General features: G+C 63.3%; 20 protein-coding genes and 1 riboswitch. Of the genes, 7 read left to right on the plus strand and 13 right to left on the minus strand.

What is annotated here, in order from left to right:
- Positions 1–87: 87 nt before the first annotated feature.
- Positions 88–861, minus strand: a complete 774-nt coding sequence (locus NKI52_RS01575; protein WP_023721021.1) for an amino acid ABC transporter substrate-binding protein — start codon at positions 859–861, stop codon at positions 88–90.
- Between the two features lie 325 nt (positions 862–1,186).
- Here NKI52_RS01575 and NKI52_RS01580 point away from each other — a divergent pair, with 325 nt between their 5' ends.
- Positions 1,187–2,044 (plus strand): RNA polymerase factor sigma-32, encoded by an 858-nt coding sequence (locus tag NKI52_RS01580; RefSeq protein ID WP_023680558.1) that lies wholly within the window; start codon positions 1,187–1,189, stop codon positions 2,042–2,044.
- A 13-nt stretch (positions 2,045–2,057) separates the two neighbouring features.
- Here the strand turns inward: NKI52_RS01580 and NKI52_RS01585 are convergent, their stop codons facing one another.
- The 4 genes from NKI52_RS01585 to thiB all read right to left on the minus strand — a co-directional run bounded on the left by NKI52_RS01585 (position 2,058) and on the right by thiB (position 7,454).
- Entirely contained in the window at positions 2,058–3,527 is a 1,470-nt protein-coding gene (locus NKI52_RS01585; RefSeq protein ID WP_023680559.1) for a M48 family metalloprotease, read from the minus strand.
- 254 nt (positions 3,528–3,781) lie between these two features.
- Positions 3,782–4,573 carry a thiamine ABC transporter ATP-binding protein gene (thiQ, locus tag NKI52_RS01590; RefSeq protein WP_352574749.1) on the minus strand — a complete coding sequence of 264 codons (792 nt, stop codon included), beginning with the start codon at positions 4,571–4,573 and terminating at the stop codon, positions 3,782–3,784.
- On the minus strand, positions 4,570–6,189 hold the full coding sequence (thiP, locus tag NKI52_RS01595; protein ID WP_352696853.1) for a thiamine/thiamine pyrophosphate ABC transporter permease: 1,620 nt from the start codon (positions 6,187–6,189) through the stop codon (positions 4,570–4,572). The genes thiQ and thiP overlap by 4 nt, the downstream gene beginning before the upstream one ends.
- A 251-nt stretch (positions 6,190–6,440) precedes the next feature.
- Positions 6,441–7,454: a thiamine ABC transporter substrate binding subunit gene (gene thiB / locus NKI52_RS01600; protein ID WP_352696855.1), complete on the minus strand. Its 1,014-nt coding sequence runs from the start codon at positions 7,452–7,454 to the stop codon at positions 6,441–6,443.
- Between the two features lie 43 nt (positions 7,455–7,497).
- A riboswitch (TPP riboswitch) is annotated at positions 7,498–7,612 on the minus strand.
- Positions 7,613–7,739: 127 nt separating this feature from the next.
- Here thiB and NKI52_RS01605 point away from each other — a divergent pair.
- The 4 genes from NKI52_RS01605 (at position 7,740) to NKI52_RS01620 (ending at position 10,819) form a co-directional block, all read left to right on the plus strand.
- The gene (locus NKI52_RS01605; protein WP_352574743.1) at positions 7,740–8,384 is read left to right on the plus strand and encodes a thiamine diphosphokinase; all 645 of its coding nucleotides are present in this window, start codon (positions 7,740–7,742) and stop codon (positions 8,382–8,384) included.
- A gap of 15 nt (positions 8,385–8,399) precedes the next feature.
- The gene (locus NKI52_RS01610; RefSeq protein WP_352696857.1) at positions 8,400–10,220 is read left to right on the plus strand and encodes an ABC-F family ATP-binding cassette domain-containing protein; all 1,821 of its coding nucleotides are present in this window, start codon (positions 8,400–8,402) and stop codon (positions 10,218–10,220) included.
- A 138-nt stretch (positions 10,221–10,358) separates the two neighbouring features.
- A complete protein-coding gene (locus tag NKI52_RS01615) occupies positions 10,359–10,520 on the plus strand; it encodes a type II toxin-antitoxin system CcdA family antitoxin (RefSeq protein ID WP_502894507.1) in 162 nt (53 codons plus the stop codon).
- Positions 10,520–10,819: a CcdB family protein gene (locus NKI52_RS01620; RefSeq protein WP_352696860.1), complete on the plus strand. Its 300-nt coding sequence runs from the start codon at positions 10,520–10,522 to the stop codon at positions 10,817–10,819. Before NKI52_RS01615 ends, NKI52_RS01620 begins: the two co-directional genes overlap by 1 nt.
- Before the next feature lie 31 nt (positions 10,820–10,850).
- Here NKI52_RS01620 and NKI52_RS01625 read toward each other — a convergent pair whose 3' ends face one another.
- Positions 10,851–12,521: a hypothetical protein gene (locus NKI52_RS01625; protein ID WP_352569604.1), complete on the minus strand. Its 1,671-nt coding sequence runs from the start codon at positions 12,519–12,521 to the stop codon at positions 10,851–10,853.
- A 72-nt stretch (positions 12,522–12,593) separates the two neighbouring features.
- The gene (locus tag NKI52_RS01630) at positions 12,594–13,892 is read right to left on the minus strand and encodes an adenylosuccinate synthase (protein ID WP_023680654.1); all 1,299 of its coding nucleotides are present in this window, start codon (positions 13,890–13,892) and stop codon (positions 12,594–12,596) included.
- Between the two features lie 321 nt (positions 13,893–14,213).
- Between NKI52_RS01630 and NKI52_RS01635 the strand changes: the two genes are divergently transcribed.
- A complete protein-coding gene (locus NKI52_RS01635; RefSeq protein ID WP_023680655.1) occupies positions 14,214–15,116 on the plus strand; it encodes a DMT family transporter in 903 nt (300 codons plus the stop codon).
- A gap of 59 nt (positions 15,117–15,175) precedes the next feature.
- Here NKI52_RS01635 and serA read toward each other — a convergent pair whose 3' ends face one another.
- From serA to glmM, 5 genes are all read right to left on the minus strand, one after another.
- Positions 15,176–16,774 carry a phosphoglycerate dehydrogenase gene (gene serA, locus NKI52_RS01640; protein WP_023680656.1) on the minus strand — a complete coding sequence of 533 codons (1,599 nt, stop codon included), beginning with the start codon at positions 16,772–16,774 and terminating at the stop codon, positions 15,176–15,178.
- 183 nt (positions 16,775–16,957) lie between these two features.
- A complete protein-coding gene (locus NKI52_RS01645) occupies positions 16,958–18,133 on the minus strand; it encodes a phosphoserine transaminase (RefSeq protein WP_352696862.1) in 1,176 nt (391 codons plus the stop codon).
- Between the two features lie 182 nt (positions 18,134–18,315).
- Positions 18,316–19,065, minus strand: a complete 750-nt coding sequence (locus NKI52_RS01650; RefSeq protein WP_352450819.1) for an outer membrane protein — start codon at positions 19,063–19,065, stop codon at positions 18,316–18,318.
- A gap of 232 nt (positions 19,066–19,297) precedes the next feature.
- Positions 19,298–20,125: an outer membrane protein gene (locus tag NKI52_RS01655; protein WP_352589941.1), complete on the minus strand. Its 828-nt coding sequence runs from the start codon at positions 20,123–20,125 to the stop codon at positions 19,298–19,300.
- A 225-nt stretch (positions 20,126–20,350) separates the two neighbouring features.
- Complete coding sequence (glmM, locus tag NKI52_RS01660; RefSeq protein ID WP_031213285.1) at positions 20,351–21,703, minus strand: phosphoglucosamine mutase; 1,353 nt, start codon at positions 21,701–21,703, stop codon at positions 20,351–20,353.
- An 874-nt stretch (positions 21,704–22,577) separates the two neighbouring features.
- On the opposite strand from glmM, the gene NKI52_RS01665 reads away from it, so the two are divergent.
- Positions 22,578–23,240 (plus strand): hypothetical protein, encoded by a 663-nt coding sequence (locus tag NKI52_RS01665; protein ID WP_502897737.1) that lies wholly within the window; start codon positions 22,578–22,580, stop codon positions 23,238–23,240.
- A 588-nt stretch (positions 23,241–23,828) separates the two neighbouring features.
- Here NKI52_RS01665 and ftsH read toward each other — a convergent pair.
- On the minus strand, positions 23,829–25,754 hold the full coding sequence (gene ftsH / locus NKI52_RS01670) for an ATP-dependent zinc metalloprotease FtsH (RefSeq protein WP_023677989.1): 1,926 nt from the start codon (positions 25,752–25,754) through the stop codon (positions 23,829–23,831).
- Positions 25,755–25,797: the final 43 nt, after the last annotated feature.

A 25,797-nucleotide genomic window follows, 5' to 3' on the forward strand; every position in this document is an offset into this window, starting at 1 on the left:
TCACGCGAAAGCGGCGGGCCGTCAAAAGACAGCTCGCCGCGATATGAACGACGCGGGCCGGCGTTCGGCCCACACGAGAAAGCCGTTTTACTTCGAAACGTCCTGGCCGAAATAGGTGTCGGCGATTTTCTGGTAGGTGCCGTCGGCCTTGATGTCGGCCAGCGCCTTATTGATGGCGGCCACCAGTTCCGGATCGCCCTTGCGTACGATGACGCCGGAATAGTCGGCGTTTTCTTCCTGCGCGGCAATCTTCACATTGGCGTCGGGCTTGTGCTTCTTGAAGTCGAGGAAGGACAGGCTGTCGTTGATGGTGGCGTCGGCGCGGCCGGTAAGAAGCAGCTGGATCGACTGGTCGAAGCCGTCGGTGCCGACGAGCTCGGCGCCGTTGGTTTCAGCCAGCTTGCCGAAGTTCGAAGTCAGCGACTGCGCCGCCTTCTTGCCCTTGAGATCGGCGAAACCCTTGATGTCGGTGTTGTCGCCGCGCACGATCAGCACCGCCTTGGAGGCGATGTAGGGATCGGAGAAATCATATTTGGCCTTGCGCGCCTCGGTGATGCCGACCTCGTTGATGACGGCATCGTAGCGGTTGGCATCGAGACCGGCGATCAGCCCGTCCCATTTGCCTTCGAGGAACTGGGCCTTGACGCCGAGGCGCTCGGCGATGGCCCGCGCGATCTCGACGTCGAAGCCAACCAGCGCACCGGAAGCATCATGATAGGTGAAAGGCGCATAGGTTCCTTCCGTGCCGACCTTGAAGACGCCGGACTGCTTGATCTGGTCGAGATTGGCGCCGGCGTGACCGGCGGCGATGGCCAGAACCTGCAGCGTTCCGGCGATGATGAGCGATTTGAGCCATTTCATTTTTCTGTGATCCCGTCCTTGGCCGATGTCCGGCGTCATTGCGAGTGCCGGAAAATGACAGATGCGCGATGCCAGAATAAGAAACTAAATTTCAAAAATCTCGCGCCCTTGAAATCCAATTCTCAACCAGTATCTCCCGGCGCCGTCCGGCTGAGTCAAGGCCGGTGGCGAATCGCCTGGAACAGCGCAATCGACATGACAGTCCGGGGGAACATTCCCCCGCATGGCACGTTCTTCGCTGTTGTAGGGCGCGGCGCCGCCATTTCAACCATCGGCGCCAACTCACGATTCGATCGCACCGCAACGCCTGGAGCAGGAGCGCGGCATGATGGAAGACAGTGCAGGACGGACCATGGTTCGCGCGGCGATGAAAGCCCCTTATCTGGAACGTGACGAAGAGCATCTCCTGGCGCTGCGCTGGAAGGAAAACAATGACCAGCACGCGCTGCACCGCATCACCGTCGCGCATATGCGGTTGGTCATTTCCATGGCGTCGCGGTTTCGCCACTACGGCCTTCCGCTGGGCGACCTGATCCAGGAAGGCCATGTCGGGCTGCTGGAGGCAGCGGCCCGTTTCGAGCCCGAGCGCGAGGTGCGGTTCTCGACCTACGCGACTTGGTGGATTCGCGCCTCGATGCAGGACTATATCCTGCGCAACTGGTCGATCGTGCGCGGCGGCACTAGCTCGGCGCAAAAGGCGCTGTTCTTCAACCTGCGGCGTCTGCGCGCCCGCCTGGCAAACGGCGCCGAGCAGATGTCGAATGCCACGCTCTACCGCGAAGTGTCGGCGGCTCTCGGGGTATCGGAGGCCGATGTGGCGATGATGGATTCCCGCCTTTCGGCGCCGGACAGCTCGCTCAACACGCCGCTAGCCGACGATGCGGGCGCAACCGAGCGGATGGAGTTCCTGGTTTCGGATGACCCGCTGCCCGATGAGGTCGTCGGCGATACGATCGACGTCGAACGCCGCTCGGTGTGGCTGAAGACGGCACTCGGCGCTCTCAATGCGCGCGAGCTCAGGATTATCGAGGAACGCCGGCTGAGCGACGAGGGCGCGACGCTCGAAGCGCTCGGCGAGACGCTCGGCATCTCCAAGGAACGTGTCCGGCAGATCGAGGCGCGCGCCATGGAAAAGCTCAAGGCGGCGCTGGTAAAGCAGAATCCGGAATTTCTCGCAGCCTGAATCGCGTCGGCTGCTATTTGTCGGTGACGATCTTGACCTTGTCGCCGGCCGAAACCGCGGCACCCGGCGACAGCGCGTTGAGCACCCTGAACAAATCCAGCTTGCGGTCGACGCCGACCATCTGTGCGGCCAGGGAGCCCATTGTCTGGCCGGGCTGCACCGTGACGATGCGGATACGCAGTGGCTTCAGCGCTGCCTTCTCGGCAGCACTCAGGATGCGGAACGAGCCGCTGACCGAGCGCGCCACCGTGCTCAGCGAGGTGCTGGCCGAAGGTGCCGCGGTCAGCAAGCGGTAGACCTGGCCGCCGGCGCGGATCACCGCAATATCGAATTGCCAGCCATCGGCGCCGGCATGCGCGGTTGCCGCTTCGTTGCCGTTGATCGTCTCCTGGCGCACGCTGCTGTCGTCGAGGCCGGCAACCCAACCGCTGCGGATGTAGTCGGTCAGCGAGCGGTTCTTGTCGATCGAAACGCCGTCGAAGCGGATCGCCATGTCGCCCGGGCCGGTCGCCGTCACCGCCGCCGCCGAATTGTCGATGACGAAGCCGTTGGGCACCGAGAACGACACGCCGAGGCCAGGGTGCAGGAAGGTTTCGCCGCGCACATAGCCTTCCTCCGGCGTGTCGCCGTAAAGCAGCCCGTCTACGCCGGCAAGAAATGAATCGCGGTCGCGCGACCCGACACCGGGCGCGCCGAACTGGCGGGCGTGGCGCTGCGCGAGGTCTATACGCTGCGGCGTGTTGGGGTGCGTCGCCAGGAAGTCGAGGCTGGCGTCGGTAGCGCCGCTGATTGAGCGGAAATCGGTATAGGCCGACATCGACTGCAGGAAGCGGCCGGCGGCGTAGGGATCGAAACCGGCTTCGCCGATCGACTTGATGCCGATGGCGTCGGCCTCCAGCTCCTGATTGCGCGAGAACTGGGCCAGCCTCAGCTTGCCGCGGATCAGCGCCGCCTTGGCGGTCGGGTTGTCGCCGAGCACATCCGAAACGACCTTGGTCGCCAACCCCTCCTCGGCTTCCAGTTGCTGGCGCTGCAGGCCGTGGTTGGCCGTAACGTGGCCCATCTCATGCGCAATGACGGCGGCAAGCTCGGCCGAATCGTTGGCCAGCGCCAGCAGGCCGCGGGTGATGTAGAGATAACCGCCCGGCAGCGCGAAGGCATTGACGTTGGGCGAGTTGAGGATGGTGATGCGGTAGGTCTGGGTTGGGTTGGCCGACACCACGGTCAGTCTGCCGACGATCTTGGCCACCATGCGCTCGAGCTTGGGGTCGGAATACTCGCCGCCATAGGTGGCGAGGATGCGCGGGTGCTGCGCCTTCGCCAGTTGAGCGAGCTTGCCGTTGGCGGCGACATTGTCGACCGTGATCGGCTTGTCTGAGGGCTGAAAGCCTGATTCCTGCACGTCGGGAGGCGTGAACATCTGGCAGCTTGCCAGCGCCACGGCGAGACCGGCCAGCGCCAGAAAGCGCGCCAGCGGTTTCACCCTCCGATTGTCGATGCCGGTCGGCAGATCGGCTTCCTTTCAAGTCCTGGCACGTGACCGCGAAAATCGGGCGCGATTTCCGGAAAGCATCACGCGCAAAATCAAGTGCTACGGCGTCCTTCGTGCGTCCGACAGATGCGAGGCAGCAAGGGCAAATCACGGTCTAGGCCGGACCAGCTCCTGGCGGACCTAGCCACACTACCTCGACCATGGCAAGCAAGCGCCGCTTCGCCTTCCGCCGGTTTGACCATAAATTATGTCCGCTTCCGGGCAACATCTCGTGATCCAACCGCAAACGGACCCGAGCCGATATAGCGTCGGAATGCCTCCGGTCCAGCCCCGACGAAAAAATCGGCCGCGGTGCCCGTCGCGGCAACCGTGCCACCATCCAGGAAAACCATGTTTTGGCCGATACGGCGCGCATCGTCCGGCTGGTGCGTGACGAATAGCACCGTCATGCACTGCTCCGAATGGACGTCGGCCACCAGGTCGAGCATGTCGTCGCGCAGTGCCGGTCCGAGCGAAGCGAACGGCTCGTCGAGCAACAACACCGGCCGGTCGCGCACCAGGACACGGGCGAGCGCGACGCGCTGCCGCTCGCCGCCGGAGAGTTCGCGCGGCAGCCGGCTTTCCTTGCCGGCAAGGCCGACGCGCTTCAGCGCTGCGGCGATTGCGGCGCGGTCAGCGTCGCTCAGCCTGAGCGAAGGCGAGCGGCCGAGCCCGACATTCTGCTCGAGGGACAGATGGGCAAACAGGTTGTTTTCCTGGAACACCATCGATACCGGCCGCGCTGATGGCGGCGCAGTGCTGACGTCGGCGCCGCCGATCAGCACGCGGCCCGACCGCGGCGTCTCGAAGCCGGCCACCAGATTGAGCAGCGTCGACTTTCCCGAACCGCTCGGCCCCATGATGGCGGTGATTTCCGACGCCGGGAAATCAACATCGAATATAAGCGGCGTTTCACCATAGCTGAACGAGACATTATCGAGCCGCACGGCCGCGCCTTTTTCGACGGAAATGGACCGTTCCGGGCTGATCGGCATCATGATTTCTCCCTCCTTCCCAGCCAGTCTGCGGCCAACACCAGCGCCAGGCAGACAAGGCCGAGCAGCAGCGCCAGGCCGGCCGCATCCTCGGTGCGGTAACTGCCCATGCGCGCCAGCAGCAGATAGGGCAAGGTCTGCACGGAATCGCTGCCGAATAGCGCAATGACGCCGAGATCGCCGAGCGACAGCGCCATGGCGAACGCGAAGCCGGTGGCGAGCGGCCGCCGCAGCGACGGCCAGTCGACCAGCCGCAACCGGTTCCAGCCCAAGATACCAAGCTGTGCGCAGAGCCGTTCGTGGCGTTCGCTCGCCGCGTCATAGGCAGGGCGAATGGCGCGGATGGCGAACGGCATCGCCATCACCGCATTGACCGTAACGACCATGACAGGGGCGATCGCAAAGACATCGCCGACGGTGCGCAAGAGCAGGAACCAGCCGGCGCCGATGACGATGGGCGGCACCACCAGGACGAACCCCGCACCGGTGTCGGCCAGATGTTCGAGCAGTGTCCGCCGGCCCTGCCGCCGGGTGAGCGCCAGCGCCCGGCGCGCCACGACCAGCGACAGCGACAACGCCACAGAGAGCAGCGCCGATAGGAGGGAGAGCACGGCACTGGTCGCCGTCGCTTGCCGCACCGCGCTCTCGCCGGCCAGGCGGCCGAGATCGGCGCCAAGCCCGGCTGCCAACGTGGCCGCCATCGGCCCGGCGACAAACAGCAGTGCGAGCCCGATCGCCAATGCGTTCAGCACGGTCTCGGCCGCACCGGCTGAAAAATACCGGCGCGGCGCCACCGGCAGATTGGCATCCCCGACCATATTGGCGCCGAGCCGCGTCAAGGCCAGCACGACGACGAAGGTCAGGGCAATCTGCAGCAGGGTCAGCGTCACAGCCCGCGCCGGGTCGAAGTCGAAACGCAGCGCCTGGTAGATGGCAACCTCCAGCGTCGTCGCTCTGGGTCCGCCGCCGAGCGTAAGCACGATGGTGAAGGAGGTGATGCACAGCATGAAAACGAGCCCGGCAACGCCCGGCAAGGCCGCACGCAGCGGCGGCCATTCGATCAGCCGGAAGGCCGGCGCAGCCCCCATGCCAAGCTGGCTCGCCAGCCGCCATTGGTCGGCCGGCACGGTCTGCAGCGCTTCCAGGAACAGCCGCGTCGCCAGCGGCAGGTTGAAGAAGACGTGGGCGACGAGAATGCCCGACAGGCCATAGATGCCGGGCCAGCTCTGCCCGCCAATCGCGCCGAGCGTGCCGGCGAAATACCCGGCGCGGCCATAGAGTGCCAAGACACCGAGTGCGGCAACAATGGCCGGCAGCGCCAGCGGCACGGCGAAAAGCTGCAGGATAAAGCCTCGCCCGAAAAAACGCGGATGCCGCGACAGGGCGCGCGCGACGAACAGCGCCGGTGCGACGGAGAGCAGGGTCGACAACAGAGCCTGCCAGAGCGTGAAGCGGGCAACACGCAGGAGATAGGAATCGAAGGCGGAAGCGGCGCCGGACAGGTCGCGTGTGGCTTCGACGACGAGCCCGGCGAATGCCCCGCCGATCAGCAGCGCGATGGCGGCGAGCGCGACGATGCCGGCAGTGACGCGGGGATCGGCCGGATGACGCGTACGCATGTCGCGCTACCCGACACTACGACAGGTGTTGATCGAAGGAAATACCTGACAATGGCCGAGCCCACCCCTCTCTGGCCTGCCGGCCATCTCCCCCTCAAGGGGGGAGATTGCGCACTCAGCCGCCTTCGCCAATCTCACAAGTGGCAGGACGAGGAGAGGCGACAAAGCTGCCGATCTCCCCCCTTGAGGGGGAGATGGCCGGCAGGCCAGAGGGGGGTGGCTTGGCGCAAACATCCGACGAGGCTTGAGCCCTACTTGCTCATCGCCGCAAGCCACTCATCGACCCAGGCCTTGCGGTTGGCCGCGACGTCTTCCGGGCTGAACAGCAAGGTCTTGGTCGGCTTGACCAGCTTGTCGAACGCCGGGTTGAGCGGCTTGTCGGTTTTGCCGGCCGGGAACATCCAGTTGGTTTCGGGAATGACATCCTGGAATTTCGGTCCGGTCATGAAGGCAATGAACTTTTCTGCCAGCGGGTTCTTCGCACCCTTGGTGGTGATCCCCGCAACCTCGATCTGCAGATATTCGCCCTCCTCGAAGGACGCCGCCTGGTAGCGCTCGGTGTTTTCGGCGACCATGTGGTAGGCCGGCGAGGTGGTGTAGGACAGCACCATCGGCGCCTCGCCCTTGGTGAACAGGCCGTAGGCCTCGCTCCAGCCCGGCGTTACCGTCAGCACCTTCGCCTTGAGTTTGGCCCAGGCTTCCGGCGCCTTGTCGCCATAGACCGACTTGACCCACAGCAGCAGGCCAAGGCCCGGCGTCGAGGTGCGCGGATCCTGGATGACGATCTTCTCTCCGGCATCGCCCTCGACCAATTCCCTGAGGCTCTTCGGCGGGCTCTTCAGTTTTTCGGTATCGTAGACGACGGCGAAATAGCCATAGTCGAACGGCACGAAAATATCGTCGCTCCAGCCGCCCGGCAAATTGACGCCCGACACGGCGCCGTGCGGCGAAAACAAGCCGGTTGCCTTGGCGTCGGCGGTTAAGTTGGTATCGAGGCCAAGTACGATATCGGCCTTGGTCGCGGCGCCTTCCAGCTTCACACGGTTGAGCAGCGCCACGCCGTCGGCGACCGAGACGAATTCGACGACGCAACTGCATTCGGCCTCGAAGGCCTTCTTCACCGCCGGTCCCGGACCCCAATCGGCGGTGAAGCTTTCATAGGTGTAGACCGTCAATCTATCCTGTGCCGATGCCTGCCCTGGCAGGGCGAGCGCGGATGCCGCAAGCAGGACAATCGAGACAAGAGAGTGGAAAAAACTGCGCATCGGCGCCTCCTTCGTTCGCGTTGAAAGGAATTGAGGCGTCGGGCTGTCCGAAACGTCTAATCCCTCCGCCGGTACAAACCGGATCAGGTTCAGCGGGTTGGCAGTCTTGCCTCTCAGCCGGTCCGCGAAGATCGCGTCCGGCACCCCGTTAGAGCGTTGCGACACATAGGCCCGGCCGAAGTGCTGCGCAAGCGGAAGTTTGCCGGGCATCCAAAGCCCAGCCTTCCGTTTCGTCTGCCGTTTCATCTTCCGTTTCCGGGGCAGGGCTGGTAAGGGCCACGAGATATGAGCACATTCACCATCCTGCTTGGCGGCGATCTCATCCGCACGCCGCTGCTCGACCGCCAGGTCGAAGGCTCGCGTGTCATCGCTGCCGACGCCGGCATCGGCCATGCCCGTATGCTGGGCCTGAGGCCGGAACTCTGGGTCGGCGATTTCGATTCGGTGCCTGCCGATTTGCCGGAAGATCTGGCCGCCGTGCCACGGCAGGTGTTTCCCGCTGAAAAGGACAAGACCGACGGTGAACTCGCTATCGCCGCCGCACTCGAACGTGGTGCGACCAGCCTTGTGCTCGCAGGCGCCTTCGGCGGCAAACGTACCGACCACATCTTCCTGCATCTGGCGCTAAGCATCCGGCTGGCGGAAGGCGGGACGGAAGTGCTTTTGACCAGCGGCGCACAGGAAGGCATTCCCTTGCTGCCGGGAAAGACTGGCTTCGACTATGCCGACGGCACGCTGTTTTCGGTGCTCGGCTTTTCGGATCTCGCCGGCCTGACAGTCACCGGCGCCAAATGGCCGCTCGACCATGTCGAGGTTGCGTTCGGCTCGTCGCTGACCATTTCCAACGAGGTCAGGGGCCGGTTGGAAATCGCGCTGGCCAGCGGCCGCGCGCTGCTGCTCGCACATCCCTATCCTCTTCCGGAAAGCTGAGCCCAGAAAGCCGACATGGCGCCGCCGCTTCTCAATCTCGACGGGATAAAGCTGACCTTTGGCGGCACGCCGCTGCTCGACGGTGCCGCCCTGACGGCCTCTGCTGGCGACAAGATCGCCCTGGTTGGCCGCAACGGCTCTGGCAAGTCGACGCTCCTCAAGATCGCCGCCGGGCTGATCGAACCGCAGGACGGCGAAGTCTTCCGCCAGCCTTCGGCGACCGTGCGCTACTTGCCGCAAATGCCCGACATGGACGGCTTTGCGACTGTCCGCGCCTATGTCGAGGCGGGGCTCGGGCCGGCCGACGATCCCTACCGCGCCACCTATCTGATGGAGCATCTCGGCCTGACCGGCGAGGAACGGCCGAACGATCTCTCCGGCGGCGAGGCGCGGCGCGCCGCCCTCGCCCGCGTCATGGCGCCGGAGCCCGACATTCTCCTCCTCGATGAGCCGACCAATCATCTTGACCTTTCGGTCATCGAATGGCTGGAGGAGGAGCTTGCCCGCACCTCCTCGGCACTGGTCGTCATCTCGCATGACCGCCGTTTTCTCGAACGCGTGTCGCGCGCCACAATCTGGCTCGACCGCGGCCAGACTCGCCGTCTCGACAAGGGCTTTGCCTATTTCGAGGAATGGCGCGACACGGTGCTGGAGGAGGAAGAGCGCGAGCAGCACAAGCTCGGTCGCCAGATCGTGCGTGAGGAGCACTGGCTGCGCTATGGCGTGACAGCGCGGCGCAAGCGCAACATGCGCCGGCTCGGTGAGTTGCAGATCATGCGCCAGCGCTTTCGCGGCCACCGCGGCGCCGAGGGTGCGGCGACGATGACAGCCAGCGACGCCGCCGAATCCGGCAAACTGGTGATCGAAGCCAAGAACATCGAGAAGAGCTTTGGCGATCTGACCGTGGTCAAGGGATTCTCGACCCGCATCCAGCGCGGCGATCGCGTCGGTCTGGTCGGGCCGAACGGCGCCGGCAAGACGACGCTGTTGAAGATGCTGACCGGCGAATTGAAGCCGGACGCGGGCACGGTGCGGCTCGGCACAAATCTGGAGATCGCCACGCTCGACCAGAAGCGCGAAGCCGTCGACCCGCAGGAGACATTGGCGCAGTATCTGACCGACGGGCGCGGCGAGAACCTCGTCATCAATGGCGAGCAGCGCCACGTCGTCTCTTACATGAAAGACTTCCTGTTCAAGCCGGAACAGGCGCGCACGCCGGTGCGCGAGCTTTCGGGCGGCGAGCGGGCACGGCTGATTCTCGCACGCGTTTTGGCGCGGCCGGCAAACCTGCTTGTGCTCGACGAGCCGACCAACGATCTCGACATGGAGACGCTGGAGCTGCTGCAGGAACTGGTCGCCGGTTTTGCCGGCACGGTGATCCTGGTCAGCCACGATCGCGATTTCCTCGACCGCACCGTGACCAGCATCATCGCGCCGGATGGTGACGGCCGCTGGATCGAATATGCCGGCGGCTATTCCGACATGCTTGGGCAGCGCGGCGGCACCAGGCTGGACGACCGCAGGGCGCGGCCAAAAGCAGAAGCCGGTGAAGCGACGGCGGCAAGCAGGAACGAAGCGGCCGCACCGAAGGGCCCGGCCAAGAAACTGTCGTTCAAGCAGAAATTCGCGCTGGAAACCTTACCCAAGAAGATCGAGGCGGTGTCGGCCTCGATCTCGCGGCTGGAGAACAACATCGCCGATCCGGCCTATTACGAGCGCGACCCGGCCTCGTTCCAGAAGACGATTGCCGCGCTCGACAAGGAGCGCGTCACACTGGCAGCGCTCGAGGAGGAATGGCTGGAACTCGAGATGCTAAGGGAAGAGATGGAGGGATGAGAGGTTGCGTGCACGCTCATATGCGCCTACATTATGCGCATAAATGGGAGCGGCTGTATGCTTCAATCGAAGCCAAAAACCCAAAGAAAGTCGGTTAATACATCGATCGACTCCCGATTGATCGAGGATGCCAAGGCGTTGGGCATCAATATATCCCGCGCTGCGGAAGAGGGCATCGCCAAGGCGATTTCGGCCGAAAAAAACCGCCGGTGGCAGGAGGAAAACAAGGAAGCGATCGACAGTTCGAATGACTATGTCAGGCGCAACGGCTTGCCTCTGGCCAAGCACCGGCTGTTTTGATGGCACGTTATGATTTCTACCAGAGTGCCGAAGGCGACGGTTACCTTCTCGATGTCCAATCCGACCTTCTGGGACGGCTCGACACGAAGGTCGTCGTCCCGCTGATGCCAGCCAACAAGGCCCCAGTGCCGGGCCGCCGGCTAAACCCTATCTTCACCGTCAACGGTAAGGACCATGTCATGGTCACTCAATTCATGTCAGCCTTGATGACCTCTGAATTGCCCGTTGCCGAAGGAAATCTTTCTCGCCATCACGACGACATCGTGAGCGCGCTCGACATGCTGTTCCAAGGCTTCTGAGCCAGAGAGGCGTTGGGCTGGTGAGCCGGCCTCACCCCGCCGTCTTTGTCTGCCAGGCCTTTAGCGCCTCGTCGAACACCTTCTCGCCTGGAATGCCCTTTTCCATGGTGAGCAGCGCCCGCCGCCCGGTCTTGTAGACGACCGGCACATCGATCCAGTCCTGACCTCTGAGCAAGGTCAGATTGGCGTCTTCATCCGCCTTGGTATCGTTGAGCGCAACCAGGAAGAAACCGTCGGCGATCTTGGCCGGGATGCCGATCAGCGGGCTTCCGGCATCCTGCTCGGAGCCCTTCATGGCGACACGCAGGATGTTGTCGACGCCGCCGCCCTCGAAGCCGTCAGGCGTCAGGAAGATCATCTCGATAATATGGCTGGCCGGCAGCGTCTGGTCGGTGTTGCGACGGATCGTCATGCGCAACTGGATATCCTTGCCTGGAATGGTCGCCTCGGCGCGGATCGCCGGCTCGGGCGGCAGGTCGCCGCCGGGCGATTCCTGCACCAGCGACCAGACGATGTTGCCGGGCTCGGCCGAGCCTTGAGCGGTGCTGGTGCGCTCCTCGTAGAAGATCGCCTTCTGGCCGACGGCCAACGTGGCTTGCGGCGGAACTGCCGTTGGTGCCGCTGCCGGTGCGGGCGGCGGGGCGGCCGCTGCAGGCGCTGCTGCCCCGTTGGCGGGCGGCGTTGCGGGAGTTGGTGCAGCGGACCCATCGACTGCTGGAGCATTGGCCGTGGCTTGCGTGTCGGCGGGTGCGGCCGGTGCCGGCGCGGCGGGTGCCGGGGTGGTCGGCGCTTGTGCGGCCGATGGCGGCGTGGTCAGTGCGGCGACGGATTCGCCTTCGCCGATGCCCGCCTGCCCGGCCGCGGGGCCGGGATCGACTTCGTGGCCCTCGGGCGTCAGGCGCTGCGTGAACTTCGCGCCCTCGCCGGCCTCCGTCGGAGGCGCGGCGGCCGGTACGGCCGCATCGGCCTCAGGCTTGGGCGGGGCTGGTTTTACCAGCGGTTCGGTGGCGACGGCTTTGGTCGAGTCGAGGCCGAGCATGCTGCCGAACGCATCCTTGTTCAGCCAGATGCCATAGCCACCACCGGCAATGACGAGCAAGGCAATGGCGGCGGCGATCACACCGCCATAGCTACGCCTGCGCTCGGCAGGATGGAGCCGCTGGAACCTGTCCTCCGCGGGCCCGCCGTCGTTGGAAAAGTCGTCGCCCCGAAAAACGCCGTCTTGGCCGTCAGCCGTCGGAAGATCCATATCGGACGGCGGCGGACCAGCGCGCTCCTGAGAAAGAGCGACGGGCTGCGGCTTTTGCCAGTTCGGCGCCGCCTTGGCGGGCGTGGGCTGCCAGGCCGGCCCGGTCTTTGCCGGCTCGGTCTTGGCCGGCTGCCATGCCGGCTCCGTCTTTGCTGGCTGTCGGATATGGCTGGACTGGTTCTTGTTGCGGTCGATGGAGGAGAAGATGTCCTCCAGTTCCGCCAGCGGGTCGGGTGGCGGCGCAGGCTTGGCATAGTCCCGCTCGACTTTGGCGATGGCGTCTTCCAGTGCACGCATCTGCCGGTCGACATCGGAAGGCGTCATCGTGGCCTTCTCTGCGAGTTGTTTCGCGATTGACGAACGGGCCCTGTCATAGACCCTGGCGCGCACTTCCGCCGACGGCTCACCGAGTTTATCGAGCGCCTTTTTCAGAATAGGAACAAAATCTACCATACGTCAGTCGACCTGCATTTGTTTCTGGGCCGGCCCCCGCAAATCAGCCGCAATGCCCGGAAGGCTGAGAAACTAGTCTTGAAACGGATCGGTCACAAGTATCGTGTCGTCCCGTTCAGGGCTGGTGGAAAGGAGTGCGACCGGCGCGCCGATCAGCTCTTCGATGTAGCGGACGTACTTCACCGCCTGGGCCGGCAGGTCGTTCCAGCTACGCGCGCCGGCAGTGGTGCCTTTCCACCCCTCCAGCGTCTCGTAGACCGGTTCGACGCGGGCCTGCGCACCCTGGCTGGCCGGCAGGTAATCGATCGCCTCGCCGTCGAGTCGGTAGCCGGTACAGACCTTGATCTCGTCCAGCCCATCGAGCACATCGAGCTTGGTCAGCGCAATGCCCTTGATGCCGTTGACGGCGACGGCCTGGCGGACCAGCACGGCATCGAACCAGCCGCAGCGCCGCTTGCGGCCGGTGACGACGCCGAATTCATGGCCGCGCGTGCCCAGGAACTCGCCGATCTCGTTCTTCTGTTCGGTTGGAAACGGGCCTTCGCCGACGCGCGTCGTATAGGCCTTGGTGATGCCGAGCACATAGCCGATGGCGCCCGGCCCGACACCCGACCCGGCGGCGGCCTGACCGGCAACCGTATTGGACGAGGTGACGAACGGATAGGTGCCGTGGTCGATGTCGAGCAACGTGCCTTGCGCGCCCTCGAACAGGATGCGCTCGCCGGCGCGGCGCTTGTCGTCGAGGATTTTCCAGACGCGGTCCATATAGGGCAGGATCTCGTCGGCCACCGAGATCAGCTCGCTCATGATCGCCTCATGCGTGACCTCGGCATGGCCGAGCCCGCGCCGCAGCGCATTGTGGTGCGTCAGCAGCCTGTCGACCTTCAAGGGCAGCGTTTCCAAATCCGCCAAATCCATCACCCTGACCGCGCGCCGGCCCACCTTGTCTTCATAGGCGGGACCGATGCCGCGACGGGTCGTGCCGATCTTCGTTCCGGAATTGGAAGCGGCGTCCTCGCGAAATCCGTCCAGCTCCCGGTGCAAGGACAGGATAAGCGCGGTGTTTTCGGCTATTTTCAGGCGGTCTGGCGTCACCTCGACGCCTTGCGCCTTCAATTTCGCAACCTCCGCGACGAAAGCGTGCGGATCGAAGACGACGCCGTTGCCGATGATGGAAAGCTTGCCTTGCCGCACCACGCCGGACGGCAGCAGCGACAGCTTGTAGACCTTGCCGTCGACGACCAGCGTGTGGCCGGCATTGTGGCCGCCCTGGAAGCGCACGACAACATCGGCGCGCTCCGACAGCCAGTCTACGATCTTGCCTTTGCCCTCATCGCCCCATTGCGAGCCGACGACCACCACATTGGCCATATTTCTTTTCCCTTGAGACGCCGCACGAGCAGCTTGAAACAATTCGAAACGATAGGCCTCTATCGCATCGGCCCCCAAAATCGGAATCGATTTTCGGAAAAGCACGACGCGAGATTAAAGCCTTCCGACGCGTACTTTGTAGCGTCCAATTGCACGCACGTCGCTCTATAGCGTCAAGACCCGGCGAGCGCGACCACTCTTTGCCGCCCAAAGCGCTCCGAGGCACAACAATTTTCGCCTTTGACATCATTTACTTGGGCTGGCGGTCGCAATAGGCCCACACCGACCGTCAAATTCCCTCTGCCTGGCCGGGAGTTCACGATGCATCGAGCCGCCTATCTGTTCCTGCTGTTCACCACCTTGCTGTGGGGCGGCAACTCCGTGGCGGGAAAGCTGGCGGTCGGTCATATCTCGCCGATGACGCTGGTCTTCCTGCGTTGGCTGCTGGCGGTTCTGATCCTGCTGCCGATCGGCTGGGGAACGCTACGCCAAGACTGGCCGGTGGTGCGCAGGCACTGGTTGCTGCTTGGCGGGCTCGGCGCTTGCGGCTTCGCCTTTTTCAATGCGATCTTCTACACGGCGCTCAACTACACGACGGCGATCAACGTCTCGATCGAGCAGGCGGCGATACCGATCGTGATCATCATCGCCAATTTCGTGCTGTTTCGCCTGCGGGTGAACCGGGTGCAGATAGCTGGCGTCGTGCTGACCATCATTGGCGTCGCGGTGACGGCGAGCCATGGCGACCTGCGCCAGCTTCTCAAGCTGGATCTCAACTTTGGCGACGCGATCATGTTGGTCGCCGTGCTTTGCTACTCCTTCTATTCGGTGGGGTTGCGGCTGAAGCCGGTCATCCGCTGGCAGAGCCTGATGCTGGCGCTGTCGGTTGCCGCACTCGTCACATCGCTGCCTTTCTTCCTGTGGGAGATTGCCGCCGGCAAGGTCATTGTCCCCGATGCCCGCGGCTGGGCGGTCGCGTTCTATACCGCCATCGGTGCTTCGGTCATCGCGCAGATCTTCTATATCAGGGGCAACGAGCTGATCGGCGCCAACCGGGCCGGCCTGTTCATCAATCTGGTGCCGATCTTCGGTACGCTGCTATCGGTGCTGATTGTCGGTGAGACATTCCAGCTCTATCAGGCGCTGGCTCTCGCGCTGGTGCTCGGTGGCATCAGCCTCGCCGAATACAGCGGACGGAAGATGGCGGCATCCGCTGCTGAATGAAGTCGCTTGCCGCGACGTTCCACCGCCCCGCGTGCTGCTGCACACGGGGCGACCGAATTTCAGGCTATCCCCACATCGAAATGCAGCCGCTTGGCGGAGTCGATCGACTTGTGCGAGCGCACCTGCGCCAACACGTTTTCCGGGAACGGCGCATCGAGATAGAGCAATGCGATGGCATCGCCGCCCGGCCGGTTGCGGCCGAGCTGGAAGTTGGCGATGTTGACGCCGTTCTCGCCGCACACCGTGCCGAGCAGACCGATGATGCCGGGCGCGTCGGCATTGGTCGTGTAGAGCATGTGCTGGCCGACCTCTGCGTCGAGATTGATGCCCTTGATCTGGATGAAGCGCGGCTTGCCGTCCGAGAAACAGGTGCCGGCGATCGAGCGCGTCCTGTGCTCGGTCTTGACCGTCAGCTTGATATAGCCGTCGAACACGCCCGACTTGTCACGCTTGACCTCGGCGACGATGATGCCGCGCTCCTTCACCATGATCGGCGCCGACACCATGTTGACGTCGGAGACCTGCGGCCGGATCAGCCCGGCAAGGGTGGCACTGATCAGCGCGCGCGTGTTCATCGTCGCGGTCGAGCCGTCGAACAGTATCTCGACCTCCTTGATCGGATCCTCGGTGACCTGTCCGACAAAGGCGCCGAGCACTTCGGCAAGCTTGACGAAAGGTTTCAGCCGCGGCGCCTCTTCGGCGGTGATCGACGGCATGTTGATGGCGTTGGAAACGGCGCCCTTGATCAAATAGTCGGACATCTGCTCGGCGACATGCAGGGCGACATTCTCCTGCGCTTCGGTGGTCGACGCGCCGAGATGCGGCGTCGCCACGACATTCTCCATGCCGAACAGTGCGTTGTTGTCCGCCGGTTCGACCTCGAACACGTCGATGCCGGCGCCGGCCACCTTGCCGCTCTTCAGCGCCGCGATCAGGTCGGCCTCGACGATCAGCCCGCCACGGGCGCAGTTGATGATACGCACGCCGTTCTTCATCTTGGCGATCGCCGCGGCGTCGATGATGTTGCGCGTCTTGTCGGTAAGCGGCGTGTGCAGCGTGATGAAGTCGGCGCGGGCGAACAGCTCGTCGAGCTCGACCTTTTCGACGCCGAGCTCCTCGGCGCGGCTGTCCGACAGGAATGGATCGAAGGCGATGACATGCATCTTCAGGCCGACGCCGCGCGTAGCGACGATCGAACCGATATTGCCGCAGCCGATGATGCCCAGCGTCTTGCCGGTGATCTCGACACCCATGAAGCGGTTCTTTTCCCATTTGCCGGCGTGGGTCGAGGCGTTGGCCTCCGGTATCTGGCGGGCCAGCGCGAAGATCATGGCGACGGCATGCTCGGCGGTGGTGATCGAATTGCCGAAGGGCGTGTTCATCACGATGATGCCCTTGCGGCTCGCCGCCGGGATGTCGACATTGTCGACGCCGATGCCGGCGCGGCCCACGACCTTCAGCCTGGTCGCGGCATTGATCAGCTTCTCCGTGACCTTTGTCGCCGAGCGGATGGCCAGCCCATCATACTGGCCGATCACTTCGAGCAGTTTTTCCTTGTCCTTGCCGAGATCCGGCAAATAGTCGACCTCGATGCCGCGATCCCTGAAGATCTGCACGGCGGTGGTGGAAAGTTTGTCTGAGACGAGAACGCGGGGCATTGGCTTGGTCCTTTGCGATTGGCGTCCCTCCCCCTTGAGGGGAGGGTCGGCGCGAAGCGCCGGGGTGGGGTCGTTGCGGCCGGATGCGGCCAAATCTTTTTCTTTCTGGATGGCGGATCGTTGAGCGGGTGGAGGCGACCCCACCCGGCCCTTCGGGCCACCCTCCCCTCGAGGGGGAGGGAGTCAGGCCGCCGCTTTGAGCGACGCCTTTTGCGCGGCAAAGGCCCAGTCGAGCCAGGGCAGCAGCGCTTCGAGGTCGGAGGTCTCGACTGTCGCGCCGCACCAGATGCGCAGGCCGGGCGGTGCATCGCGGTAGGTGCCGATGTCGTAGGCGACGCCTTCCGTGTCGAGCGCCGAGACAATTGCCTTGGCGAACGCAGCCTGTCCATCGGCGTCGAGTGCAGCGACATCCGGATCGGTGAAGGAAAGGCAGACCGATGTGTTCGAACGCGTCGCCGGGTCTACGGCAAGATGGCCGAGCCAGGAAGATTTTCCGACAAAGCGATCGAGAACAGCGGCATTGGCATCCGCTCTGGTGACCAGCGCGTCGAGGCCGCCGATCGACTTCGCCCAACGCAGCGCGTCGAGATAGTCCTCGACGCACAGCATCGACGGCGTGTTGATCGTCTCGCCCTTGAAGATGCCTTCGATCAGCTTGCCCCCCGAGGTGAGACGGAAGATCTTCGGCAGCGGCCAGGCCGGTTTGTAGCTTTCCAGGCGTTCCACGGCGCGCGGGCTGAGGATCAGCATTCCGTGCGCGCCCTCACCGCCCAAGACCTTCTGCCAGGAGAAGGTGACGACGTCGAGTTTCTGAAAATCGAGCTTTTGCGCAAAGGCCGCCGAAGTGGCGTCGCAGATGGTCAGGCCCTTGCGTGTGGCCGGGATGAAGTCGCCGTTCGGCACGCGCACGCCCGACGTCGTGCCATTCCAGGTGAAGACCACGTCGCGGTCGAAGTCGATTTTGGTCAGGTCCGGCAGTGCGCCGTAGTCAGCCTCTAACCTGCGCACATCGGCGAGCCTCAGCTGCTTGACCACATCGGTGACCCAGCCGGAGCCGAAGCTCTCCCAGGCCACCATGTCGACGCCGCGCTCGCCGAGCAGCGACCACAGCGCCATTTCGACCGCGCCGGTATCCGAGGCCGGCACGATGCCGATGCGGTAATCCGCCGGAACCTGGAGGATTTCCCGCGTCAGCTCGATCGCTTGTTCGAGCTTGGTCTTGCCGATCTTGGCACGGTGCGAGCGCCCGAGCGCGGCATTTTTGAGCGCCTCGACCGACCAGCCGGGGCGTTTTGCACAGGGACCTGAGGAAAAATTGGGATTTGCCGGACGGAATCCGGGCTTCGTATGCGTCGTCATCGTGGTCTATCCTTCCAGATAGTGGCCCCTCGTTGGGGAGGGGTGGCCCACGGACGGCGATATGCGTTCAGGCTTTCGGCGTCAAGGGGAAAGTTTTTGTCGCTGCCGGGATATTGCCGGCGACGAAACGTAAACGGCGGGCCTACGACCCGCCATTGTCAACGCCTCGGCTTCGATCGAGCCTACCAGAGATCGTAGCGTAGTCCGACTTTGACTTGATGATTGTTGATTCCTTTGCGGATCGGAAAGGAAGTCAGGCTCTCGGCAGTCACATATTCGGCGTCTGGCGCGGAAAAATACTGATAGCCCAGATCGACTGAGACGTTCTTGGACACTTGGTAGGCAAGGCCGGCATTCAGCGTGTAGGCGAAGGAGTATTGGGTCTTGTTGTCACGCAGGACGAAATCGTCGGTGGGGTCGGCGTTGTCGGTGAAGTAGCTCGCCGACAGGCGACGCTTGCTCTGCAGGATACCGACACCAGCGCCGAGATAAGGTGTGATTCCGACATAGGTCCCAAGATCGACATAGCCATTGAGTATGCCTGAGAAGGCATAGTTCTTCAGGGTCGCCGATGCCACGGTCGTTCCGTCGTTATAGCCGACGTCGATCTTGTTGCCGGGAAGATAGCCCACATTGAGATCGGCGCGCAGATAGTCGTTGAAATGGTAGCCGAAGCCGATGCTGGCGAAGATGGGATCTTCCTTTTCGTCGAAGCTCGCGGGTGTAAAGGCGAAATGCTCATCCTTGAAGCTCTTCTGCACCAGATAGGAGACATCGCCACGCAGATACCATCCCGAGCCAACCTCGACCGGTACATAGTCGGGCGCCTGGTCGACATAGACCGGCGGTTCGTAATCGGCGCCAAGCGCCGGCGTCAGCGGCACCAGGACGACTGCTGCAAGCGCCAGTGCTACAGGCGATTTGAATGTCATGGTCCTCGGCTCCCGAACTTGGCGCATTCGCGATCGCGCGCCGTTTCAGACAGCATTGTTAACCATAGTGGTTAAGTGCGGGTTAAGGATAACAAGGCGTTAGCAATTGATTTGATCCGCCTTCGCTCCTCGAGCCGGACGGTGTTACAGAGCGCCGCAGCATGTTTAGGCAGCCAAACGAAACCGCCCGGCATCAGCCGGGCGGTCAACGAATTCCTCGATTTCGAAGCGACTACTTGGTGTAGACGGGCTCGGGTTCCGGAACATAAGGTTCCGGTTCAACGCAGTCCGATCTGCCGAACTGGTAGCGCAGGCCGCCGCGCACCTCATGAACATTGATGCCATTGTCATAGCCGGGGCCGACGCCGCTGCCGAAGTCGAACATCTTCCCACCGTTTATATGGCTGTAGCGGTAGCCGACGTCGAGTTTGACGCGATCGGTCAAACAGTAGGATGCGCCAACCATGGCAGCATAGGCAAAACGCCAGCCCTTGCCGCCGCGGTGGAAGAATTCACCGTCTTCATCGCTGTTGTGGAGTGTATCCCACTTAACCCAGGCGCCGCCGATGCCGGCGCCGACATAGGGCGTGATACCGTGCCATGTGCCGATATCGACATAGGCGTTGGCGAGCAGCAGCAGCGCGGTATAGGACGAGGTGTCGACCGAAGTACAAGGATCTCCATCAAGGCAGATGCCGCTGGTCGAGCCGCGGAAGGTGGATTTGCTCATCCAGTCCGCGGTCAAGTCGGTGCGGAAGTGCCGGTCGATTTGATAGCCAACGCCGGCACCGGCCGAGAAAGCACTCTTCAGCTTGCCGCTGTCAAAAGTGCCGGTTCCGGGAGGCGGTCCGTAGGTGATATAGTCGGCGCCGCGAAACTTCGACCAGTGATAGTCGATGTCGCCACGGATATACCAGCCGCCAAAGTCGGCCGGCTGCTCGTAGGCGATCGGTGGCGGCGCCTCCTCGACGACGGGCGGCTCGACGAAATCGGCGGCGAATGCCGGCCCGGCGCCGGCAAACACCGCAGCCAGGAGAGCCATTCTTGCTGTGTTGAACATGCTTATCACCCCTGAGAAACCCTCGAACGGCGAACGCGCCCGAAATGTGATTGACCTCAGTTGTGGATAATGAATCGGAAAGGTTAAAAGGCGTTTAACCGTATTGATTAACCACGAATCTCTAAAAGTCGAGCAATCTGGCGGCCGTTGCTGCAGGCGGAGCTGGCCGCGACCCAATAAAAAGCCCGCCGGCAAGGCGGGCTTTTGACCCATGTTGGAGGGAGATCAGGCGGCGCTGCGCGTTTCCGAAATGACCTCGACGATGTCGTTGACCACGGACTCGACAAGCTGCGGGTCGTCGCCCTCCGCCATGACGCGGATGAGCGGCTCCGTGCCGGATGGCCGGATGACCAGGCGCCCGGCCTTGCCGAGGCGATTGCGCGCATCTTCGATCGCCGCCTTGACCGGCGCCTCCTCCAGCGGCTTGCCGCCGGAAATATGCACATTCTTCAAAAGCTGCGGCACCGGCTCGAATTTCTTCGACAGTTCGCTGACCGGCCGGTTATGCCGCTTGATGCAGGCGAGCACCTGGAGCGCCGAGACGAGCCCGTCGCCGGTAGTCGAGAAATCGGACAGCACGATGTGGCCCGACTGTTCGCCGCCGACATTGAGCCCATGGGCACGCATGTGCTCGACGACATAGCGGTCACCGACCTTGGTGCGATGCAACTGCAGGTTCATGTCGCCGAGGAAGCGTTCGAGGCCGAGATTGGACATCACCGTCGAGACGACGCCGCCGCCGGCCAGCCGTCCGCTCTGGTGCCAGGATTCGGCGATCAGTGCCATGATCTGGTCGCCATCGACGATCGCGCCGTTTTCATCGACGATGACGACGCGGTCGGCATCGCCGTCGAGCGCAATGCCGATATCGGCGCGCACCTCGTGCACCTTCTTTTGCAGGCCGGCCGGATGAGTCGAGCCGCATTCCTTGTTGATGTTGAAGCCGTTGGGCTCGACATTGATGGCAACGACCTCGGCGCCGAGTTCCCACAGCGCGTCGGGCGCCACCTTGTAGGCGGCGCCATTGGCGCAATCGACGACGATGCGCAGGCCCGACAGCGACATCGAGCGCGGCAGCGTGCGCTTGGCGAATTCGATATAGCGGTCATGCACGCCGTCGACGCGTTTGGCGCGGCCGAGCCCATCGGAATCGGCGAGCGCCAGTTCGATATCCTTGTCGAGCATCCCCTCGATACGCTCCTCGATCTCATCGGACAGCTTATAGCCATCGGGGCCGAACAGCTTGATGCCGTTGTCGTAATAGGGGTTGTGCGAGGCAGAGATCATCACGCCGATATCGGCGCGCAGCGAGCGCACCAGCATGGCAACAGCCGGCGTCGGAATCGGGCCGAGCAGGAAGACATCCATGCCGGCGGCGCACAGGCCGGATACCATCGCGTTCTCGATCATGTAGCCGGAAAGCCTGGTATCCTTGCCGAGCACGACGCGGTGGCGGTGGCTGCCGCGCTGGAAGGAGAGGCCGGCGGCCATGCCGACCCGCATGGCGACCTCCGCCGTCATTGGAAACTTGTTGGCGCGCCCACGAATGCCGTCCGTACCGAAATAATGTCCTGCCATGTTCGCCAGCTTCCCGATGGTTCTTTCCGAGCATCTCATGCCATAAAATGGCCCAAGCCCCGTCATCACATTGTATGATTATGGACGACCAATCCTTAGAAAATTATTGTTTTGTGTGTTTTGCGTCACGCTAGTGTGTTGATTTTCAAGTTCCGAGCCCTTGTTGCGGCAGCAGCATCAGAAACGTCAACTCAAACCTCAGCTGTATCCTTTGGTCTGTGGCAGTGTGGCCTTGAACCCGAATCCGCATCGTGCTGCTCCAGACAGCGGTAGGCTCAGGTCCGCCGCACGCGCCGATTTGACTGGCTGTCATGCGACGCAGTGTCCTCGCTGGGAACCAGCCATATGCGCGCTCTCCGTGCAATGCACCCGGACGAACTTGGCCGGGAGACAGTCCCGGCAACGAATTCATCACCTTAAAGAAAAGAATGCACTTCTAAATTTGTCTCTACGCTACTTAGCATCTGGCGCAACCAGCCGTTGAGCGCTATTGCTGCACTGGGACATATCATGAACCGCCGTAGGGAGAACAAGCATGCTCATCCACCGACTTGCCACTTTGACGGGTCTTGCCGTCGCGACCTTATTCCTGGCGGCGCCTGCCAATGCGCTGACCATGGCCGAGTGCAGCACCAAGTATAACGCGGCCAAGGATGCGGGAACGCTTGGCGGGCAGAACTGGAACCAGTTCCGCAAGGCCCAATGCGGCACCGATGCCACCGCTGCTACGAACGATCCCGCCCCAGTCAAAGCCACGGCCAAGGCCGCCGACACGACCAAGGCAGCCGCCGCCGACGATGCGGCGCCGGGCCTGACGGCGAAGGAGTGCAGCACCAAATACCAGGCCGCCAAGGCTGCCGGCACGCTCAACGGCATGAAGTGGAACGATTTCCGCAAGACCCAGTGCGCCGCCGGCGCGACGGCAGCCGCACAACCCGCCGCCACGACCAAAGCAGCGGCGACCAGCAGCGATGACGCGGCGCCTGGGCTGACGGCCAAGGAATGCAGCACCAAATACCAGGCCGCCAAGGCTGCCGGCACGCTCAACGGCATGAAATGGAACGACTTCCGCAAGAGTGAATGCGCCGCCGGCGCAACTGCAGCCGCACAGCCTGCCGCGGCACCTGCCAAGGCGACGACAGCCGCCGCGACCGATACCGGCAAAGGCCTCAGCATGGCGGATTGCAGCGCCAAATATCAGGCTGCCAAGACCGGCAACACGCTGAATGGCATGAAGTGGAACGACTTCCGCAAGAGCCAATGCGGCGCCGGCGCAGCCGACGACGACACCCTGCCGGCTCCCGACGCCAAGTACACCGGCGATCCGCAACCGCCGACGATCACCGCCCCCCAGGGTGTGAAATTCCCGACGGCGGTCTCCAAGAAGTATGCAACCGAGACCCCGGCCAAGGGCCGCATGCACACCTGCCTCGACCTCTACTACGCCAACAAGGACGCCAACACGCTGGGCGGCCTCAGGTGGATCCAGAAAGGCGGCGGCTTCTACAGCCTCTGCAACGCCAAGCTGAAGAGCTGACCGGCGCCACCATCCGACGACATGAGCCCGCGAGCCGCAAGGTTCGCGGGCTTTTTTGTTGCATGCTGCCGCGCGTTCAGAAGAGGCGGCATCGGCCGCCGCTCTAGACTAGCAATCTCCCCCTCGTGCGGGGGAGATGTCCGGCAGGACAGAGGGGCACTGTCCAGGGCACTGTCCCGCCGACATCGATGGTCGCCAGCACGCGCCACGTCGGGTCGAAGGAGCCTGAAATAAAAAAACCCGCCTCCGTGGGCGGGTCGGCGGCGCCAATTGGCACCATACTCAAATTAGTAGCATACCTGCCGGCACAAAGCAAGAACAAAATGTGGCGCCGTCGGCAAAAAATGCGAACTTCATTCTCCGGCGCGCCTTGTCAATCTTCCCGAAGTCGTCAACGAGGACGATAGAAGGCCCCATTCCTTCGCGCCCCTCTCTGTCCTGCCGGACATCTCCCCCACGAGGGGGGAGATTGGCCGTTATCGTCACTTTCGCCAATTTCCAGCGATGCAGGAAGGGTCGCATTCCCCAAGAGAAAACGCCGCGGTTAGAGCCGCGGCGTTTCGAAGTCGATCTGTCCTGGGCCGGAGCCTAGCTTGATGGCTGGGGTTCCATGCCGCCTTCGGGCTCGGGGCCCTTCTTGCGGCGGCCGGACTTCGGCACGGCCGAGCCGCGGCTCGGCGGCGTGTCGTCGCCAAGGTCGCGCGCGGGCTTATTGCCGGCGATCAGCTGCTTGATCTCCTCGCCGGACAGCGTCTCGTATTCGAGCAGGCCCTGCGCCAGCGCGATCCATTCCTTCTTTTTCTTGGTCAGGATGGACCTTGCCGTCGAATAGGCCTCGTCGATCAGCCGGCGCACTTCGGCGTCGATGATCTGCGCCGTCTCTTCCGAGATATTCTGCGTGCGCGCCACCGAATGGCCGAGGAACACCTCCTCCTGGTTGTCGCCATAGGCGACATGGCCGAGCTTGTCGGAGAAGCCCCAGCGCGTCACCATGGCACGCGCCAGCTTGGTCGCCTGCTCGATATCGGAGGAGGCGCCGGAGGTGATGTTCTCCTTGCCGAACTTGAACTCCTCGGCGACACGGCCGCCCATCATGATGGCGAGGCGCGAGATCATGTATTTGTAGCTCATCGAATAGCGGTCGCCTTCCGGCAGCTGCATGACCATGCCGAGTGCCCGGCCGCGCGGGATGATGGTCGCCTTGTGCAGCGGATCGGCCGACGGCACGTTGAGTGCCAGGATGGCATGACCGGCCTCGTGATAGGCGGTCAGCTCCTTCTCGGCCTGTGTCATCGCCGACGAGCGGCGCTCGGCGCCCATCATGATCTTGTCCTTGGCGTCCTCGAATTCGGCCATGGTGACGAGGCGCTTGTTGCGCCGCGCCGCCATCAGGGCGGATTCGTTGACCAGGTTCATCAGGTCGGCGCCGGAAAAGCCCGGCGTGCCGCGCGCGATCACCTTGAGGTCGACATTGGGCGCCAGCGGCACGTTGCGCACATGCACTTTCAGGATCTTCTCGCGGCCGACGATGTCGGGGTTCGGCACCACCACCTGGCGGTCGAAGCGGCCCGGCCTCAGCAGCGCCGGATCGAGCACGTCTGGCCGGTTGGTGGCGGCGATCAGGATGATGCTTTCGTTGGATTCGAAGCCATCCATCTCGACCAGCAGCTGGTTCAGCGTCTGCTCGCGTTCATCATTGCCGCCGCCGAGGCCGGCGCCGCGATGGCGGCCGACCGCGTCGATTTCGTCGATGAAGATGATGCAAGGCGCATTCTTCTTGGCTTGGTCGAACATGTCGCGGACGCGGCTTGCGCCTACGCCGACGAACATCTCGACGAAGTCCGAGCCCGAAATGGTGAAGAACGGCACGTTGGCTTCACCCGCGACCGAGCGGGCGAGCAGCGTCTTGCCGGTTCCGGGAGGACCGACGAGCAGCACGCCGCGCGGGATCTTGCCGCCGAGCCGCTGGAATTTCTGCGGGTCGCGCAGGAACTCGACGATCTCTTCCAGATCTTCCTTGGCTTCGTCGACGCCGGCGACGTCCTGGAAGGTGACGCGGCCATGTGCTTCGGTCAAAAGCTTGGCCTTCGACTTGCCGAAGCCCATGGCGCGGCCGGAACCGGACTGCATCTGGCGCATGAAGAATATCCAGACGCCGAGGATGAGGATCATCGGCAGCCAGGAGATCAGGGTGCCGAACAGCGAATTGGAGCCGTCGGATTCAGGACGCGCATTGATGGTGACGTTCTTGTCCTGCAGGCGCGAAACCAGCGACGGGTCCCCAGGCGAATAGGTCTGGAAGCCGTTGGAACTGTCCGTGTAATTGCCGGAGATACGGGCGCCGGCGATGGTCACCGACTTGATCCGTCCCGCCGCGACTTCCTGCAGGAACTGCGAATAGGGAACATCGCTCGAGGCTCCACGCGTCTGCGGCGTCTGGAAAAGATTGAAGAGCGCGATGAGCAGGACCGCTATGATCGCCCAGAGCGCGAGGTTGCGATAATTCGGATTCATCAATTGTCCCGTTGGCGCCCGCTGGGCGGACACGCGTCGTGAG

It is taken from the genome of Mesorhizobium sp. M0590 (assembly GCF_040320905.1).
Classification (GTDB): Bacteria; Pseudomonadota; Alphaproteobacteria; order Rhizobiales; family Rhizobiaceae; genus Mesorhizobium.